A 17193-nucleotide genomic window follows, 5' to 3' on the forward strand; every position below is an offset into this window, starting at 1 on the left:
GGCTCACGTCGCGTCGTCTTCCTCGGCCTTGCTGTCGGTGGTCTCGTCGGGGTGCCCTACGCGACCCTCGTCATAGCCTGCATCCAGAAGGTTGTCGTTGCCGGCCCAGTTGTCCGGGTACTCCGCCAGCGCGACCTGCGGATGATGCTTGTCGAACGCTGGGCTGTCGGAGCGGATGCGTGGCAGCTTCTCGAAGTTGTGGCGGGGTGGTGGGCAACTGGTTGCCCATTCCAGCGAGCGGCCCCAGCCCCATGGGTCGTCGACGCCGACCGGCGGTGTCTTGCGCGATTTGTAGATGTTGTAGAGGAACGGCAGGGTCGAGGCGCCGAGGATGAAGGCGCCGACGCTGGACACCTGGTTGAGGGTGGTGAAGCCCTCGTTGGCGCCGTACGACGCGTAGCGCCGCGGCATGCCCTCGACGCCCAGCCAGTGCTGCACCAGGAACGTGGTGTGGAAACCGACGAACAGCAGCCAGAAGTGCAGCTTGCCGAGCCGCTCGTCCAGCATCCGCCCGGTGAACTTCGGCCACCAGAAGTAGAACCCGGCGAACATCGCGAACACCACGGTGCCGAACACGACGTAGTGGAAGTGCGCGACCACGAAGTACGTGTCGGTGACGTGGAAGTCCAGGGTCGGCGACGCGAGGATCACCCCGGTCAGACCACCGAAGAGGAACGTGGTCATGAACCCGAGCGACCACAGCATCGGCGTCTCGAAGGACACCGACCCACCCCAGATCGTGCCGATCCAGTTGAAGAACTTCACACCGGTCGGCACCGCGATCAAGAACGACATGAACGAGAAGAACGGCAGACTGACCGCGCCAGTGGCGAACATGTGATGCGCCCAGACCGCCATCGACAACGCGGCGATCGCCAATGTCGCACCGACCAGACCGAGGTAGCCGAACACGGATTTGCGGCTGAAGACCGGCAGGATCTCGGTGACGATGCCGAAGAACGGCAGCGCGATGATGTACACCTCTGGATGCCCGAAGAACCAGAACAGGTGCTGCCAAAGGATCGGTCCACCGTTCGCGGCATCGAACACATGGGCGCCTAGGGCCCGATCCGCCTCCAGCATCAGCAGCGCGCCGGCCAGGATCGGGAACGCGACGAGCACCATCATCGACGTGATGAATGTGTTCCAGGTGAAGATCGGCATCCGGAACATCGTCATGCCGGGTGCGCGCATGGTGATGATCGTGGTGATGAAGTTGACCGCACCGAGGATCGTGCCGAGGCCGGCCATCCACAGGCCCATGATCCACAGGTCCCCGCCGATGCCCGGCGAACGGACCGCGTTCGACAGCGGCGCGTAGCCGGTCCAGCCGAAGCTCGCCGCGCCGCCCGGGGTGAAGAAGCCGCTGAATGCGATGAGTCCGCCGAACAGGAACAGCCAGTAGCTGAACATGTTCAGCCGCGGGAACGCCACGTCCGGGGCGCCGATCTGGACCGGCATGATCACGTTGGCGAAGCCGACGAACAGCGGCGTCGCGAACAGCAGCAGCATGATCGTGCCGTGCATCGTGAAGAGCTGGTTGTAGACCTCTTCGTTCACGATCTGCAGACCCGGCTTGGCCAGCTCCGCGCGGATCACCAGCGCCATCACGCCGCCGATCAGGAAGAACGCGAACGACGTGACCAGGTACATGTGCCCGATCACCTTGTGATCGGTCGTCGTGAGGATCCGCACCAACGCACGTCCCAGAGGACGGCGAGGTCGTGCCGCACCTTCGCCAGACCCCTCCCTGGCCGTCACTGACCAGGGACGGTCCTGGTAGGCACCGACGTGTGTCAACTGCTCCTGGGTCGGGTCGCCGTCACCGGTCTGCGTGGTTCCCACCGGCCGGCTCACCAGTTCGCCGGCGGGTCGCTGGCGGGAAACGAGTCCTCGCCCCACACCTCGACGATGTCGCGCGGCGGCCGCAACGACGTCGATGGGACCGTACCTGTACGCCGGGCCCGCAGGACCGGATACGCCGATCCCTTGGACAGTTGGCATCGCGGGCAGAGGCTGCCCGTCGGGACGGCACGCAGTACGTCCTCCGGGATCACGCGCCCACAGCGTTGGCAATTCCCGAAGCGGCCGATCGCGAGCCGGAAGAGCGCGGCGTCGACATCTGCGAGGGCGGCTCTGGCCGCTCTCATCAGCGTCGCCGTCACCTCACTCAGGGCATCGTCGGAGACTGCCAGCGCGTCGTACGCGAGGTGAGTCACCTGATCGAGACGAAATCGCCGCTGCTGCTCCAGCTCGTGGCGATACCACTGCAGGTCGACGGGGGCCGCCTCATACGGTGCCTCTGTTGGTGCCACCTGATCCAGGTCGGTCATCGAAACCTCCTTGTCGGCACGGATCGCGGAGCCGCGATACCGGCGTCTCCATGTCCGGACGGTTCCAACGATGCCGACTCGCCCGTGGGCGGAACATGTACCCGATCGGCGAACGCCGCGCTCGATCGTTGCCGTGTATCGGCAATCTCAGGGACCGGGCTGCTGGGACAGTCCTGCGCGACACGCACGACCTTGGTTTCTATCGCAGTACGACATAGTTTCTGAGTAGAGCCTTGGTCGTGACGGTGCCTCGGACGGAGTGCGGCTAGCGAGAGAGCTGGGTCTCCCTCGGTGCACCGTCCGGCAGGGGTTCGATGATGAATCCACCCGTGCGCGCTAGCCAGGCGTTGGCCCAGGCTCGCGCTGCGACCTGCCGGTGGTCGATCGGCTAGCGGGGACGCGGGATTGTTTGGCCAATGCTTCCTGCTTGAGCCGGTACTCGCGTGCGGCAACTCGGATCGTCATGATGACAACGGTCACCCCGAGCAGCCGGCGCCGCGCAACCTGGCTTCGGCGACCGCCTATTCGAGCGCCTGCTGAGCGGTCTCACTTCCGTCGATACCGACAACGATCTTCTGCAGGTCATTCCTCCTCAGAAGATGTTCGTGCGCGGTCCGCGTTCTTCTTGGCCGAGGCGCGCTCCTGCGCCCGGTACGCGAGCCCGATACCTCCGGCGCAGATCACGGGCACTGCCACCGCGACGACAATCAGCAGTGCCAGCTCGAGGGCACCGAACGACATCGTGTTCATGCTTGCTCCTCCCATTTTCGATACATTTTTAGTAGCGTAATTGCGAGCACTTCCATTCCGGCAGACTGGACCCCGTAGCCCTTCTGGCTCCAGCGGTCGTCAACAACTGAGCCACGGGACCTGCCACTCAAGAACGCCTGGCCGCACCAGACCTCCGGCTTGTCCCGGTACGCTCGCGCAGCGACGCGGACCATCAGGAACATCACGGTCGCGCCAAGGAGCAGCACGAGGATTGCTTACCCACATCCCCTTCTCTCAGATGGCCCACTGAAGTCCAGCCCGAGGGTGCAGGTAGCCATCGAGATCGAGCCGGCGGCATGTCCGTCGACCAGCAGGTCGAACGGCTCGTCGTCAGCCGACGCCCCGGAACTCGCCAGGCCTCGGTGTAGCGGTTCGTCTGCAGCGCGTTCATCGGGTTGCCACGGCCGAGGAAAGCAACGGGCATCCTGGCCTGGTCCACGGTCATCTCCCGACTCGAGTCCAGCTCGACCTGACGCCGGTCGCAGCCGACCGGGAATAAGTACCCGAAGCTTTTCGCTACACCATATGTATCGAAAAGCTTCGGAGCGAGGGCGCCCCGGGGCACGGATGCCTTCCCGAGTGGGATGGCCGGACCGCAACGGATCGTGGAGGACCTCATGGTCGACAGTTCGACTCAGCAGCGCGGCTCTATCGGCAGCGTGACCCAGCTCGGCATTCCTGACGAGGTGGACGTGGCAATCGTCGGCTCGGGCGGGGCCGGGCTGATGGCGGCCCTCACTGCCGCGAAAGAGGAGGCTCGAGTCATCGTTGTGGAGTCCCGGGAACTCGTCGGTGGCGCCACCGGTATTTCGGCCGGCGCGGCGTGGATCCCCAACCATGGCTTCTCCACCGCGGACCTCAAGGTGACCGACGACCTGGACCAGGCCCGGCGCTACATCTACGGCGAGGGCAGGGACAAGATTCTTGATCACGCCCTGGTGGAGCAGTTCCTGCAGACCGGCCCTGAGGTCGCCCGGTTCATCGAAGAGCACACTTCCTTCGGGTGGATCCCGACGATCTGGCCGGACTACCGCTCCGACATCGACGGCGCGTCCGTCGGTCGAGCCCTCTTTCCCGGCCCCTACTCCCCCGACGGACTCGGCGAGGCCGCAAAGTACGTACGACCGGCCCTGACGACGGGCATGGCGAAGAACCCGCTCCCCTTCTGGTTATTGGGTGGTATCGGCATCAAGGACGTCTGGCTCGCCGGTCCGGCATTGGTAGGAGCCTTGCTCGAGGCTGGCCTGCGTCATGGAGTCGACGTACGCGTCGAGGCGCCCGCAGTCCGGCTCATCACGGACGGACCGGCCGTGCAGGGCGTCGTGATCCGGTCCGACGGTGTCGGGCACCCAGTGCGCGCCACCAGGGGCGTCATCCTGGCCAGCGGCGGGTTCGAGAGTTCGCCCGATGTCACCACGACCTACTTCGGCGCGCCCGTCGGCGTACAAGTTTCTCCCGAAGGCCACGATGGCATCGCGGTGCAACTGGCTCAGGAAGTGGGCGCCGATCTGACCGGCGTGGAGGACGCGTGGTGGATGCCCGGCGTCCAGCTGCCCGGTGAGGAACTGGAGGGTCGCCCGCTCAGTCGAGTGTTCCTGGGTGAGCGTGCCCTGCCGCACAGCATCATGGTCAACAGCAAGGGTGAGCGTTTCGCGAACGAAGCCCTTCCGTACGACCAGCTCGGCAAGATCATGCGCGAGGTCGACAGCGAGACCGGCACCATGCCGAACGCCACCGCCTGGCTGATCTTCGACCAGACCTACTGGACGAAATTCGGGATCTTCGGCGTCCCACCTGGCGGAGACGTGCCCGACTATCTCCACCGGGCCGATACTCTCTCGGACCTCGCGGCCGAGATCGGCGTCGACGAGGTGGGGCTGCTTCGCACGGTCGACCGCTTCAATCCCGAGGCCGCTCACGCTCGGGACCCGCAGTTCAACCGCGGCGACACGGTGTTCGACCGCTACTTCGGCGCTTTCTATCCCAGGCTGGGTAAGTATTCGCCCGACGTACGGTTCCCCGCCGCCACCGCGAAGGTACGGACGCGCATCGCCGCGGTGATCGGGCCGATCCTGAGCAAGCTCGCCGGCCGAGTGGCGAAGAAGGACGATCCCGACCGCGTGCGTTCGATCCTGGTGGGGCCGCTGGCGAGGATCATCCGGCCCGTGCTGAACAGCCCGAAATCGAGCGTGCTGGGCCCGGTGGACACCGCGCCGTACTACGCGCTCGAAGTCGAGGCCAGCGCGCTCGGCACCGTAGGCGGTCCGAAGACGGACGCACTCGGGCGCGCGCTGGACACGGATGGAAGGGTCATTCCTGGCCTGTATGCCGCCGGCAACGCAGGCGGCGCACCCACGAAGGGCTTTTACGGAGGCGCCGGCGGCACCATCTCACTGGGCCTCGTCTTCGGCCACCTCGCCGGGCGAGATGCCGCTCGTCGACCGCACCTCGAGCTTGCCAAGGGGGCCTGACGAAATGATTGATCTACTACCACCGCAAGTATCCGCAGGCGATCTCGACCTCGAGGGTGTCGCGTAGCCAGGCGAGCCCGATGGTTGCGGTGTGCAGGACGTCAAGGTCCAGCCGGCGCTCGACGACGAGGCGCACGGCGTCGAGGAAGTCCTCGTGGTTGTAGGCCAGGGTTCCGACGACTGTCAGCTCGCGGCTCTGCCAGTCGTCGTACCTCACCGTGGACTGCTGCAGCGGATAACCGAGCGACGTACCGCAGCAGCAACTCGCTCGAGGTGAGCGACGTGCCGTCGAGCTCGGGGATGTGCCCGTCACGATCGGGGCCGTAGTTGCACGTGTCGATGACCGTCGTCCCTGCCAGCGGCGCGGCCGTGTCCGCGAGCGTCTCGGGACGGCGCGAGTTGCTGGGCACGACCTGGTCGCCGGCCTCGACGGCAAGCCGCGTGATGGCGCTGCCGATGGCTCCGCTTGCCATGAGGTCCCTGCCCTCAGATGGCGGGGACGTCGGTCGACGGGAAGTAGTGGCCGTTGTCGAGATCGGCCAGCAGGCCGGGCTGAGCGGGTTCCCAGCCGAGGGTCCGTCGGGTGATGGCGTTGGACGCCGGGTAGTTCTGCGTGATGACGTTCGTGAGGAACCCGAAGTAGCCCGGCAGCATCAGTTCGTCCAGGGGTACGCTCACGGCGGGCAGGCTCAGGCGGCTGCCGATGGCCTCGGCGATCTCGCGGACCGGAATGCCCCCGTCTTCCACGGCATGCCAGTACCTGCCGGCCGGGCCTTTCTCCAGCGCCAGGCGGAACAACGAGGCGAGGTCGCGGACGTGTACGGCGTTCCACAAGTTCGCGCCGTCTCCGGGGTAGCCGGCGAAGCCCTTGTTCTTCGCGAGCGCGATCAGCGTGGGCAGGAAGCCGGCACGATCAGTCGTGTCGTGCGCGATATTGGCAATCCGCACGACCGACGACCGCACTCCCCGCTCGGCGAGTCCGATGACGGCGGATTCCACGACGTTCCGCGCCCGCAGGGTGCCCTTGTGCTCATCGCCGACAGGAAGGGCTGGGTCTTCCTCGGTGGCCGGCCTGCCCAGCTGCCCGGGCGAGCCGATGCTCCCCGCCGCCACCAGCGGCTTCCCGGTTCCCGCGAGCGCCTCGCCGTACGCGAGCATGATCGGGAGCTCCGCGGCGGCGACCGCGTCGATCCCGCCGGACGGAAGCAGGTCTTGCCGGTGCGCGACGTGGATGACGCCGTCGGAATCCGCCGCCGCCTCCTTGAGCCCGTCGAAGTCCTGGAGTTCGCCGCGGCGCACCTTCGCGCCAAGCGCGGACAGCACCCTGGCGGCCATGTCCGACCGGGCCAGGCCGGTGACCTCGTGCCCGGCGGCGACGAGCTCGGGGATGATGTGCGAACCGGAGTGGCCGGTCCCGCCAGTGACGAAGACGTGCACGTTTGCTCCTTGCCAGTGATGCGGCGTGAGTGATGTGGCGGTGCGGAGTGCGCTCAGCCGGGGAAGTCGACGCTCAGGGCGACATCGAAGGTCCCCGCGCCGTTGCGGGCCAGGCCCATCAGCAGTCGCCCGACCCCTTCCAGCCAGCGAGCCATCTCGAGGCCGCCGACATCGAGGGGACGCAGTCCGAGGCTCTCGATGAACGCCGACACGCTCGCCTTGGCCTGCAGGTCATCTCCGGCGACGAACACGTCCAGCGGACGATCCTGGACCAAGACGTGGCCGAAGACGGTGTTGAACGCCTTCACGACGTGCGCGCTCGCCGGGGCCGCCTTGGCGATCTCTTGCGCACCGGACGTGCCATCAGGGACGACCAGCGCGGTGGCATCGGCGTTGAAGGTGTTGGAGATGTCGATGATGACCTTGCCGGCCAGGGCATCCCCGTAGTGGGCGACGACCGGCACCGCGCTGGCGTACGGCACGGCCAGGACGACGATGTCGCCGGCGGGTACGGTGCCGAATGTGCCCACCGTGGCCTCGACGCCGAGTTCGGCAGCCAGGCCCTTGGCCTTGGCCGGGTCGCGGCCGACGAGTTCGATCGAGTGGCCGCCCGTGACCGCGCGTGCGGCGATGGCGTGGGCCATGCCACCCAGTCCGATGAAACTGATGCTGCTCATGGTGAGTGCTCTCTTCCTTCGGTGGTCGTGCTTCGGTAGTCGTGTCTTCGGTGGTCACAGCCGGCCGGTACGCGCAATCACCTGGCCGGCGAAGTCGAGCAGTTGGTCAAGACTGGTGAACATTGCGAAGGCATCGAAGTACGCCTCATCAACACCGGAGTGGGCGTACCGCTTCAGCTGGTCCGCGACGAGTCGACGGACGTGCCCGGCTCGAGGGTGATCCGTTTTTCGCCATTGTTGATTTCCGACGTCTCCGAGTTGGTGGCGGTCCATCGACCGTCAAAGCGCGCTCTGTTCACCGAATTCTCAGTCCGGGTCAGCCCGTGAATTCGTTGACACCCACGGCGAAATTCCCGTGGCCGACGCCATTGCCCGCCAGGCCTACCGTGAGCACACCCGCTCCTTCCAGCCAGTGCGCCATTTTCAGGCCGCCGACGTCCAACGGGCGCAGTCCGAGGCTCTCGATGAACGCCGCCACGTCCTCCTTGGCCTGCGGGTTGTCGCCGGCGAAGAAAACGTCAGGCCGGCCCTCCTCCAGGACGCTACGGAAGATGGTGTTGAAGGCCTTGAACACCATGGCACTCGCCGGGGCGATCTTGGCGACCTCTTCCGCGATCGAGGTCGGCTCACTGTGGGCCAGTCCGTCGAACGTGGCGTTGAAGGGGTTGCTGATGTCGACGATGATCTTGCCCGCGAGGGCGTCTCCATACTCGGCGACGGCCGAAACAACACCGGCGTACAACACGGCCGTGATGACGATGTCCCCGGCCGGGACGGCACCCCACTTACCTGCCGTGGTGCCGCCGCCCAGAACCTTGGCCAGGGCATCGGCCTTGGACTGATCGCGCGCCATGATCTCGACGGTGTTGCCGCCCGCCACCGCGCGAGTGCCGATGGTACGGGCCATGTTCCCCGCACCGATGAACGTGATGCTGCTCATGAGCTGCGCTCTCTTCCTTGCTCAGGGCGCCTGTTCTCCAGGCGCCGCTCCGACTCGTTCGTGTGGTTCAGATGGCGGTGGTGCCGCCGTCGGCGACCAGTTCCAAGCCGTTGACGTAGCTGGAGTCGTCGGAGGCAAGGAAGAGGGCGATGCTGGCGATCTCCTCGGGACGGCCCATCTGTCCGCGGGGGATGAGGGACTCGAATGCGGCCCTTGTTGCCTCGTCGAACAGCTCTTCCTGCTTGGCCGTGCCGACCTGGCCGGGAGTCAGGACGTTCACGCGGATCTTGCGGTCCCGCAGCTCGTTGAGCCAGACGCGGGCCCAGGCCTGCTGGACGGCTTTGCTTCCCGCGTAGAGACTCCAGCCCGGGAACGCGCCCAGGGAGGCGTTGGATCCAGTCATGAAGATCGAGCCGTGGTCGTTGACCAACGGCAGCGCCTTCTGCACAGTGAACAGGGTGCCGCGCGCGTTGAGCGAGAAGGAGCGTTCGAACTGTTGCTCGGTGATTTCGCCGAGTACGGCGGGTTCACCCACCCCGGCGCTGGCCCACAGCACGTCGATCGAGCCCTTCTCCCGCTTCACGGTGTCGAACAAGCGGTCCAGGTCGTCCAGATCGGCGGCGTCACCCTGGACGGCGGTGACGTTGCGGCCGATCAGCTTCACGGCGTCGTCCAGCGCTTCCTGCCGCCGGGCCTGGATGAAGACATACGCTCCTTCCTCGACGAACAGCTTGGCCCCGGCCAGTGCCAAGCCGGTGGATCCACCGGTGACCACCGCGACCTTGCCATCGAGCTTTCCCACGATCACTCCTTTGAATTGTCGGGTATCCGAAACAGGAATCGGAAGAGGCCAAATTCCTGAGGTGCCGATCCTGATGCTGGGCCCCTGCTATCAAATACCGATCCCGAATTCTTGTACCGATTTCTCTGCGCCCTTGAACAATGTCACTGGCCTGAGCGAGTGTCCAAGACCTGTTTCAGCCGTGGTGATACCCTCGAGGCATTGCCGGACCGGGAGGCCCCATGGATTTGGACCTGCGGAAGCTGCGCTACTTCGTCGCCGTCGCCGAGAGGCTTCACTTCGGCCGCGCCGCCGACGAGCTGCACATCGCGCAGCCCGCGCTCAGCCGGCAGATCCGCGCGCTGGAACAGGATCTCGGCGCGTCCCTCTTCACCAGGGACAGCCACGGCGTCACGCTGACCGAAGCGGGCCGACAGTTGCTGGACGACGCCGGTCCGCTCCTCGCCTCCGCGCACGCGGTCCGGCGCCGGGTGTCCGTGGCAGGACGCGGCGGCCAGCGGCTGGTGGTCGGCTTTCGGGCCGGGATCCCGGTCATCCCGGCGGCGCGGGTGTTCGAGGCCCAGCATCCGGACGTAGTCGTGGACGTGCAACGAATGGAATGGGACGACCAGGCCCCGATGCTGCTCGACGGCCGCGTCGACGTCGGCTACGTGCGGCTGCCCATCGAGGAGGCCGGCCTGCGCCTGACGCCGCTCTACACCGAACCCCTCATGGTGGCGCTGCCCGCCGATCACCGACTGGTCGGCAAGGATGAGGTCACCGAGGCTGACCTGGCCGGTGAGCCGCTGATCTGGCATGCCGACGCGAGCACACAGCCCACCAGGCGCCCGCACCCCGACTCCGGGCTCCGGGTGCGCGGGGTGGAGGAGAAGCTCGAGCACGTCGCGGCCGGCCGTGGCATCTCGTTCGTCGGGCGTTCGGAGACCGTGTTCTTCTCACGCCCGGACATCAGCTACGTGCTCGTCGCGGACCTGGCGCCCGACCAGGTATTCGTCGCGATGGCGGCGTCGCGCACCTCGCCGCTGGCCGACGACTTCTTCGCCGCGGCTCAGGCGACGGCTGAGATCACGGCAGAATGCGGGAACTATGAAATGTGGCAGCTCGCGAACGACGCCGCTTCACAGCGCGGTTGAGCAGCGCGGTTGAGCAGCCCGGCTGACAACGGCCGGACCCCACCTCCAGTACCCGCACGCCCGGTGATCTTGGCCTGATGCAACATTCTGGCTTGCCTTGTTGACCGCGTCTCAGCCGGGCACTCGTCGCACGCGGTGACGTGATCGATCCGGCGCTGCCCATGTAGAGCGACGTCGGCGGAGAACGCGTCGGAAGACTTCTTCGCAGTGCTTGGCCGGGGTTTCGTCGCTGCCGACCAAGCTCAGACAGCGTCGGCGGGACCCGCGGTGAAGATGCTGGCGAGTTGATCGATCGGGTTCGGGCCGAAGCAGAGCACTAGCGCACCCCACGGAATCCCCGCCGGCAGGTCGGCGACGTCCGCTGCCGTAGGTGTCTTGTATGACCTCGGCGCCGCACGTAAATTCGGAAGCGATCCGTTGGCCGCGGCCGGCATACGAGGTTCGGCAGGGGTCACGGAGAGGCGCTGGGGGAAGACGCTCTGGGAGCGCCAAGACGCTCGCGCTGCGGGCATCGCTGCTTCGCCATGCCGTCAGTTGAGTCGCAATCCACTTTGTTCCTGGGACGAGATGACAGATTCGTAGGAACCGGGTTGCGCCGCACACCGGCCGGCGACGCGTGGGGGTTCTTGTTGGGGGTGAGTGCGATGGAGGATCGCACGCGTTCGGTGTTGCCGATGAGTCGGCGCATGTTCATCAAGGCAGTGGGTGGCACCGCGGTTGGGTTCGCGCTGTACACCTACCTGCCCGGGGGCGGGATCCAGGCCATGGCCCAGATCCCGGGAGGCACGTTGAGTCCGGCTGACGTGCCGAAGTACCGGACCGCACTGCTGATACCGCCAGTGATGCCGCGCGCCGGCACGTTGACCTCACCAGGCGGCAAGCCGGTGGATTACTACGAGATCTCGATGAGGCAGATCTTCCAGCAGATACTGCCGGCGCCGTTGCCGAGCACGATCGTTTGGGGGTACGGCGCGGTCAAGGCCGCGAGCAGTCGTGGCCTGCTGATCCATCACGCGCCGTCGCTGACGATCGAGGCGAGCGTGAACCGGCCGGTGCGGGTGAAGTGGATCAACGACCTCGTCGACGCTGCCGGCAACTTCCTGCCGCATCTGCTGCCGGTCGATCCGACGCTGCATTGGGCGAATCCGCCGGGCGGTGTCGCGGACAGGGACAGCCGGCCGGATTTCACCGGTCAGCCGACGCCAGGCAGGTACACAGGCCCGGTTCCGACGGTCACGCATGTGCACGGTGCGGTCGGGGTGGCCGACGACAGCGACGGGTACGCCGAGGCGTGGTACCTGCCCGCCGCGGCCGACGTCGGGGACTTCGCGAAGACCGGCACCTGGTACAACTTCTTCGCCGGCAAGGCGAAGTCCAGCTACGGAGTCACCTGGGGCCTGGGCTTCGCGACCTTCCAGTACCCGAACCTGAACCGGGCCTCGACGATCTGGTACCACGACCACACGCTCGGCATGACGAGGCTGAACGTGTACGCCGGACCGGCCGGGTTCTTCATCCTTCGCGGCGGTCCGGCCGGCGACAAGACGGTGCTGGACAGCCGGACCGGTACGGTCGCGGTGCTCCCGGGGCCGGCGCCGATCGAGGGCGACAAGTTCCCGTCCAACAAGACCTACTACGAGATCCCGATCGCGATCCAGGATCGCGCGTTCAACACCGACGGTTCGCTGTTCTATCCAGACACTCGCAGGTTCTTCGACGAGCTGGTCGACCCGTACATCCCCGACGGTCCCTTCTCACCGATCTGGAACCCCGAGTTCTTCGGCAACATGATCATGGTCAACGGCAACACCTGGCCGTTCCAGACCGTCGAGAAGCGGCGCTACCGGTTCAGGTTCCTCAACGGCTGTCAGTCGCGGTTCCTGATCCTCGACTTCAGCCAGATTCCTGGTGTCGAGGTGTGGGCGATCGGCAACGAGGGCGGCTTCCTGGCCGCGCCGGTGAACCTCACCGCGACCAACAACAACCAACTGCTGATGGCATTGGCCGAGCGTGCCGACCTGATCGTCGACTTCACCAACGTTCCGGCCGGCAACTACGTACTCGGCAACGTCGGGCCCGACGAGCCGTACGGCGGCGGTCTCCCCGGCCTCGACTTCGAGCCCGCCGATCCGGACTCGACCGGGCAGATCCTGCAGTTCCGCGTCGTGCCGACGGTCGCACCCGACCCCACCACGCCGCCGCGGTTCCTCCGGCTACCGCCCCGTACGCCACTGCCGACGGCCACCCTCACGCGGCAACTGGCGCTGATCGAGGAGGCCGACGTCGGCCTGAACGAGGCCGAGGAGGAGGTCGAAGGACCCGTCGAGGCACTACTCGGGATCGTCCAGAGCGGCTTCACGGTGAAGAAGCTGTGGATGGATGACGTGACCGAGAACCCGGCCCTCGGCGCCACCGAGATCTGGGAGATCTACAACACCACCGCCGACGCACACCCCATGCACATCCACGAAGTCGCCTTCGAGGTCGTGAACCGCCAAGACATCCTGTCCGACGACGACACCGGCGCCGTCCAGATCGCTCCAGGATCCGTACCACTCCCGCCGGAACCCTGGGAGACCGGCGTGAAGGACACCGTCACCGCCCTGCCCGGCCAGGTCACCAGGCTGCGGCTCCGATTCACCACACCCGGACAGTTCGTGTGGCACTGCCACATCGTCGAGCACGAAGACAACGAGATGATGCGCCCCTACCGCATCGGCCCGCCACAACCCGGCCAGCCCGACTGACAGCGCCGCGCCCAACGACCGTGCGGCGCGGTCGTTGGGCAAGCGCCAGGGACCGGTTTCGGATTTCAGGACATCTCGAGGTCACATCTTTCGAATCTGGTGCTTGCGGCAACTGTCAGAGCTGCGGCGATGGCGGCCGGCACGACGAGCGGTTGTGCCTGGATGCAACAGTCGAGCGAATCGACTCCGACATCTACTGCGCCGCTGGGTTGACTCCGGCGACGGCGCGCTCCATGCTCACGGCCTCCACCAGTCGCCGCGAGGTCGGACAACTGGAGCAACCTCGCGGTCCTCTGCTTCAAGGACACCGATGCGTAGCCCCATCTGTGGACAAGCGCCGTACGCCGGTGCACGCTGTAGTCAGGTCGAGGTCATGGCTCTGGCGGGAGGGGATGGAGCGATGAGCACGGACAAATCCGATCGGTCGTTCGCCGAATACCTCAAGGACGCGCCGCCGGCACAGGATGCGTCGGCGAAGATCGTCCTGACCGGCGAAGTACGGCGATCGACGGACGACAGCAAGTTCGTCTTCAGGTCCCCGGAGTCGGGGACCGCCGAGTTGGACGTCGAAGCAGTCCTCGAGTTCGAGCCGCTGGACGGCGGCCTGACCCGGATCACCCTGGACGCCACGCGGCTGCGCGACGCCGCCGCACGCCGGGCGCGTACGTCCGGCGCGGTGCCCTTCGTGATGGCGACTCCGCACCGCGCGTCGGCGGCTTCGATCCGGGCCCAACTCCGGAAGGCCGAGCTGAGCGCCGCGATCCTCGACGTGGAGACGGCGTTCATCAAGGACGTGTGGGGAGACGGGGACACGGATGCGTTCTTCGACGCGCCGATCGACCAGACGCTCCCGTTCTGAGCCGAGCTGCGGGCCGGCCGCGGCGGTTCGATGATTCTCGTCAGCTCGGCGCCCGGCGACGGCCATGCCGAAGAGGTCCTGGCCAAGCTGGCCGAGCAGGGCGCGCCGTGCCGCCTCCTCGATCTGTCGTCGTTTCCGCAGCACCTCGCGCTGACCGCCCGCTATCCCCGGAACCGCGATCCGCGGTTCGAGCTGCGGTTTCCGGACGGCGCGATCGTCGATCTCGCGGAGGTCTGCGCTGTCTGGTGGCGACGTCCGCAGCCGTACCGGATCGCTGCCGAGATCACCGACGCCGCCATGCGCCACTTCGCCGCAAGTGAAACCGCGACCGCGGCGGCCGGCATCTGGCAGGCCACCACCTGCCTGTGGGTCAACCATCCGGTCAACGACGCTGCTGCCGCTCACAAACCCTGGCAACTGGCCACCGCGCGCTCCGCGGGACTCACCATCCCCGACACCTTGATCACGAACGACCCCGAAGAGGCTCGCTCGTTCTGGGACGCCCACTCCGGAAACGTCGTCTACAAGCCGTTCCGCCAGACTCGTGCCGCCTGGCGCGAAACCCGGATGCTCCTGCCCGAGGACGTCTCGGGCATCGAAGCCGTTCACCTGGCCCCGGTCCTCTTCCAGGAGTTGATCGAAGGCGTCGCCGACCTGCGCGTCACGGTGATCGGCGACGAACTGTTCGCGGCAGCCGCTGCGCTGGACGAGGCGGGGTACGCCGTCGACATCCGCTTCAACCCAGGAATCGGTTACCAGCCGCACACACTGCCCGACGAGGTGGTCACCGCGATCTTCCGCCTCATGCGGGCACTCGGCCTGGAGTACGGCGCCATCGACCTACGACTCACTCCGGGTGGCCAGTACGTGTTCTTCGAGGTCAACCCAGCGGGCCAGTTCCTCTACGTCGAACGCTCCTCCGGCCAGCCCATCACCGCAGCCCTGATCGCCCACCTCCTCAGCGGCAAACCAACCCGAGTCGATCCGTAACGTCCCCGCCTGATCACTCCGGATGCGTGTCGGCAGCCGTGCACAGCGGGTGTGACCTACCCAGTCGTGTCGCTCAAGGCTTTGCGGTCGCATGCGTGTCAGTGCGCCGGATGCGGCCGTCGTGGACCTCGATGGATTGGTCGGCGGCGGTTAGGTGGGCGTGGTCGTGTGTGACGAGGACGGTGGCGGTGGACTGTTCGTGGGTCAGGCGGGCGATCAGGTCGATGACTGCTGCGCCTCGTTCGTGGTCGAGGGCGCTGGTCGGCTCGTCGACCAGGAGGACTGTGGGGTTGTTCATCAGGGCGCGGGCGATGTTGATGCGCTGGCGTTGGCCTCCGGACAGTTGGTGCGGGCGGCGTCCGCCGTACCGGGCCAGGCCCACGGCGTCGAGCAGCTCCATCGCGCGGGCGCGGGCCTTGGACGGTTGGCGGCCGTCGATCTGGGCCATGACCTGGAGCTGCTCGGCGGCGGTGAGTGAGGGCAGCAGGTTGGGCTGCTGGAAGACGATGCCGATGGACTTGCGGCGCAGGTTGGTGAGTTCTGCGCGGCTGAGTCGGCTGGTCGGCGTGCCGTCGATGGTGACCGTACCGGAGTCGGGCGTGATCAGCGTCGCCGCTACCGCCAGCAGACTGGACTTGCCCGAGCCGGACGGGCCGATCACCGCGGTGAGGCTGCCTCTCGGAACCTCCAGCCCGACATTGTCGAGCGCCGTCAGGCGCGTGTCGCCGTCTGGGTACGTGAGAGTGATGTCGGTCAGGATCAGGCTCATCGGACGCCTCCCAAAGCGGTCAGGGGGTCGACGGAGGTGATGCGGCGGATAGCAAGCGCGGCCCCGAGCGCGCCGAGCAGGACCAGCACGACGGCCGGCAGCAGAATGCTGGCCGGAGTGAGCAGGAACGGTACGGCGGAACCCGACACCAGCGCGCCGACAACGGCCGCAATGCTGGTTCCGATCAGCGTGCCGCCGACCAGGAGAACCACAGCTTGACCCAACGCGTCCTTGAGTAGGGTCGCCGTGGAGGCGCCGAGTGCCTTGAGTACGGCGACGTCGCCGCTGCGCTGAATTGTCCACACGGTAAAGAAGGCACCGATGACGAGCGCCGAGATCGCGAAGAGAAACCCCCGCATGAGCTGCAGCGAGCCGTTCTCGGAGGTGTAGGAGCCGATCGCGGACAGTGAATCCTTGGTCGACACTGTTTTGGTACCTGCTGCTTGATCTCCGGCCGCGAGATCGACCGCAGAGGTGGTGGTGAGAGCAATCACAGTGGCCGCGGGCCGAACGCCGGATCGCGGCGCGATCTTCTGCCACGTGTCCAGAGAGATCCAGATGACAGGCGTGTGGCTGAACGAAGCATCCCCCTGCACCGCGGAGACCTCCAGCTCCTGTCCAGCCAGCGACAGCGTGCCACCGGGAACCAGGCCGAGGTCCTCGGCAGCCGCCGCGGAGAGCACGACAGACCTCCCGTCGACCTTGCCGCCGTCAGGCGCGAGACGGGAGCCAGGCTGGACGCCGAACGCGGAGACTCCAATGCTCTTGTCACCGGCAGTGGCCTTGGTGGTGATGATCCCGAGCGGCTCGGACCTCGCCACTGCAGGTACCTTCGACCACTCCAGCCACTGCTTTTCCGTGACGGTCGAGTTGGAGTACGAGAGCTTCTGCCCACCGCTCGGCGCTTGGAACGCGATCTTGTCGGCCGGCAGACCTGTGATCGCGGAGATGTTCTGCTGCCCCAGTCCGGCGGTCAGGCCCGACAGCAGGCCGACCAGCAGTGTGATCAGAACTATGACTGTGGCCATCAGGGCGAACCGCCCCTTGGCGAATCTCAGATCTCTCCAGGCAACGAACACGGCGGCCTTCCAGCGATAGAAGATGTGATGTCTTCCAGCCTCGCCGCCGGCCGACGCCTACGCATCTGGCACGGGACAGCACTCTCCGGGCCGAAACGCAGGGCGCTGCCTGTAACTTTCGATGGATGTCCCAACGTGTCCGGCTCCGTAGTCTGGAGACATTGTGAGGACCTCTGCCCTGACCC

Annotated in this window: 15 protein-coding genes; 5 read left to right on the forward strand and 10 right to left on the reverse strand. The window is 66.5% G+C overall.

The features are described 5' to 3' along the window. Positions 1-3: 3 nt before the first annotated feature. From ctaD to ACWEOO_RS34030, 3 genes are all read right to left on the reverse strand, one after another. The gene (ctaD, locus tag ACWEOO_RS34020; protein WP_452146612.1) at positions 4-1710 is read right to left on the reverse strand and encodes an aa3-type cytochrome oxidase subunit I; all 1707 of its coding nucleotides are present in this window, start codon (positions 1708-1710) and stop codon (positions 4-6) included. Between the two features lie 143 nt (positions 1711-1853). Beyond that, complete coding sequence (locus tag ACWEOO_RS34025) at positions 1854-2333, reverse strand: hypothetical protein (RefSeq protein WP_452146519.1); 480 nt, start codon at positions 2331-2333, stop codon at positions 1854-1856. 582 nt (positions 2334-2915) lie between these two features. Continuing rightward, the gene (locus ACWEOO_RS34030) at positions 2916-3083 is read right to left on the reverse strand and encodes a hypothetical protein (protein WP_363711927.1); all 168 of its coding nucleotides are present in this window, start codon (positions 3081-3083) and stop codon (positions 2916-2918) included. 638 nt (positions 3084-3721) lie between these two features. Between ACWEOO_RS34030 and ACWEOO_RS34035 the strand changes: the two genes are divergently transcribed. Beyond that, positions 3722-5575, forward strand: coding sequence for an FAD-dependent oxidoreductase (locus ACWEOO_RS34035; RefSeq protein ID WP_452146520.1), 1854 nt, complete (start codon positions 3722-3724; stop codon positions 5573-5575). Positions 5576-5591: 16 nt separating this feature from the next. On the opposite strand, the gene ACWEOO_RS34040 is transcribed toward ACWEOO_RS34035, so the two are convergent. From ACWEOO_RS34040 to ACWEOO_RS34060, 5 genes are all read right to left on the reverse strand, one after another. Beyond that, positions 5592-5792 carry a hypothetical protein gene (locus tag ACWEOO_RS34040; protein WP_452146521.1) on the reverse strand — a complete coding sequence of 67 codons (201 nt, stop codon included), beginning with the start codon at positions 5790-5792 and terminating at the stop codon, positions 5592-5594. A gap of 269 nt (positions 5793-6061) precedes the next feature. Next, entirely contained in the window at positions 6062-7012 is a 951-nt protein-coding gene (locus ACWEOO_RS34045; RefSeq protein WP_452146522.1) for an SDR family oxidoreductase, read from the reverse strand. Between the two features lie 53 nt (positions 7013-7065). After that, entirely contained in the window at positions 7066-7689 is a 624-nt protein-coding gene (locus tag ACWEOO_RS34050; RefSeq protein ID WP_452146523.1) for an NADPH-dependent F420 reductase, read from the reverse strand. 316 nt (positions 7690-8005) lie between these two features. Continuing rightward, a complete protein-coding gene (locus ACWEOO_RS34055; protein ID WP_452146524.1) occupies positions 8006-8629 on the reverse strand; it encodes an NADPH-dependent F420 reductase in 624 nt (207 codons plus the stop codon). 67 nt (positions 8630-8696) lie between these two features. Next, complete coding sequence (locus tag ACWEOO_RS34060; protein WP_452146525.1) at positions 8697-9431, reverse strand: SDR family NAD(P)-dependent oxidoreductase; 735 nt, start codon at positions 9429-9431, stop codon at positions 8697-8699. Positions 9432-9652: 221 nt separating this feature from the next. Between ACWEOO_RS34060 and ACWEOO_RS34065 the strand changes: the two genes are divergently transcribed. The 4 genes from ACWEOO_RS34065 (at position 9653) to ACWEOO_RS34080 (ending at position 15160) form a co-directional block, all read left to right on the forward strand. Next, positions 9653-10564, forward strand: coding sequence for a LysR substrate-binding domain-containing protein (locus tag ACWEOO_RS34065; protein WP_452146526.1), 912 nt, complete (start codon positions 9653-9655; stop codon positions 10562-10564). A 674-nt stretch (positions 10565-11238) separates the two neighbouring features. Then, positions 11239-13311 carry a multicopper oxidase family protein gene (locus tag ACWEOO_RS34070; protein WP_452146527.1) on the forward strand — a complete coding sequence of 691 codons (2073 nt, stop codon included), beginning with the start codon at positions 11239-11241 and terminating at the stop codon, positions 13309-13311. A gap of 400 nt (positions 13312-13711) precedes the next feature. Next, a complete protein-coding gene (locus ACWEOO_RS34075; protein ID WP_452146528.1) occupies positions 13712-14170 on the forward strand; it encodes a hypothetical protein in 459 nt (152 codons plus the stop codon). A gap of 30 nt (positions 14171-14200) precedes the next feature. Next, a complete protein-coding gene (locus ACWEOO_RS34080; protein WP_452146529.1) occupies positions 14201-15160 on the forward strand; it encodes an MvdC/MvdD family ATP grasp protein in 960 nt (319 codons plus the stop codon). A gap of 73 nt (positions 15161-15233) precedes the next feature. Here ACWEOO_RS34080 and ACWEOO_RS34085 read toward each other — a convergent pair whose 3' ends face one another. Both ACWEOO_RS34085 and ACWEOO_RS34090 read right to left on the reverse strand, forming a co-directional pair. Then, entirely contained in the window at positions 15234-15929 is a 696-nt protein-coding gene (locus ACWEOO_RS34085) for an ABC transporter ATP-binding protein (protein ID WP_452146530.1), read from the reverse strand. Next, on the reverse strand, positions 15926-16957 hold the full coding sequence (locus ACWEOO_RS34090) for an ABC transporter permease (RefSeq protein WP_452146531.1): 1032 nt from the start codon (positions 16955-16957) through the stop codon (positions 15926-15928). Before ACWEOO_RS34090 ends, ACWEOO_RS34085 begins: the two co-directional genes overlap by 4 nt. Positions 16958-17193: the final 236 nt, after the last annotated feature.

Source organism: Kribbella sp. NPDC004138 (genome assembly GCF_053603655.1).